Here is a 204-nt window from a genome sequence, read left to right as displayed (position 1 = left end):
GTGGATCTGGTCGGGGTCCAGGCTGCCGCGCGGGACGATCTCCTCGACCTCGGCCACGCAGATGCGTCCGCACATGGCAGCGGGCGGGTTGAAGTTGCGCGCCGTCTTGCGGAAGACCAGGTTGCCGGTGTCATCGGCCTTCCACGCCTTCACGATCGACAGATCCGCCACGATGCCGCGTTCCAGGATATGGGTCTGGCCGTC

Annotated in this window: 1 protein-coding gene; it reads right to left on the bottom strand. The window is 66.7% G+C overall.

Going from position 1 to position 204, the window contains the following annotated elements; all coding sequences use genetic code 11:
- On the bottom strand, positions 1-204 hold a 204-nt coding region (locus IE00_RS19400; protein ID WP_305790330.1), incomplete at both ends, for a CoA-transferase.

Source organism: Paracoccus sp. SM22M-07, from assembly GCF_001887735.1.
Classification (GTDB): domain Bacteria; phylum Pseudomonadota; class Alphaproteobacteria; order Rhodobacterales; family Rhodobacteraceae; genus Paracoccus.
This window is presented reverse-complemented; position numbering and strand designations above follow the sequence as displayed.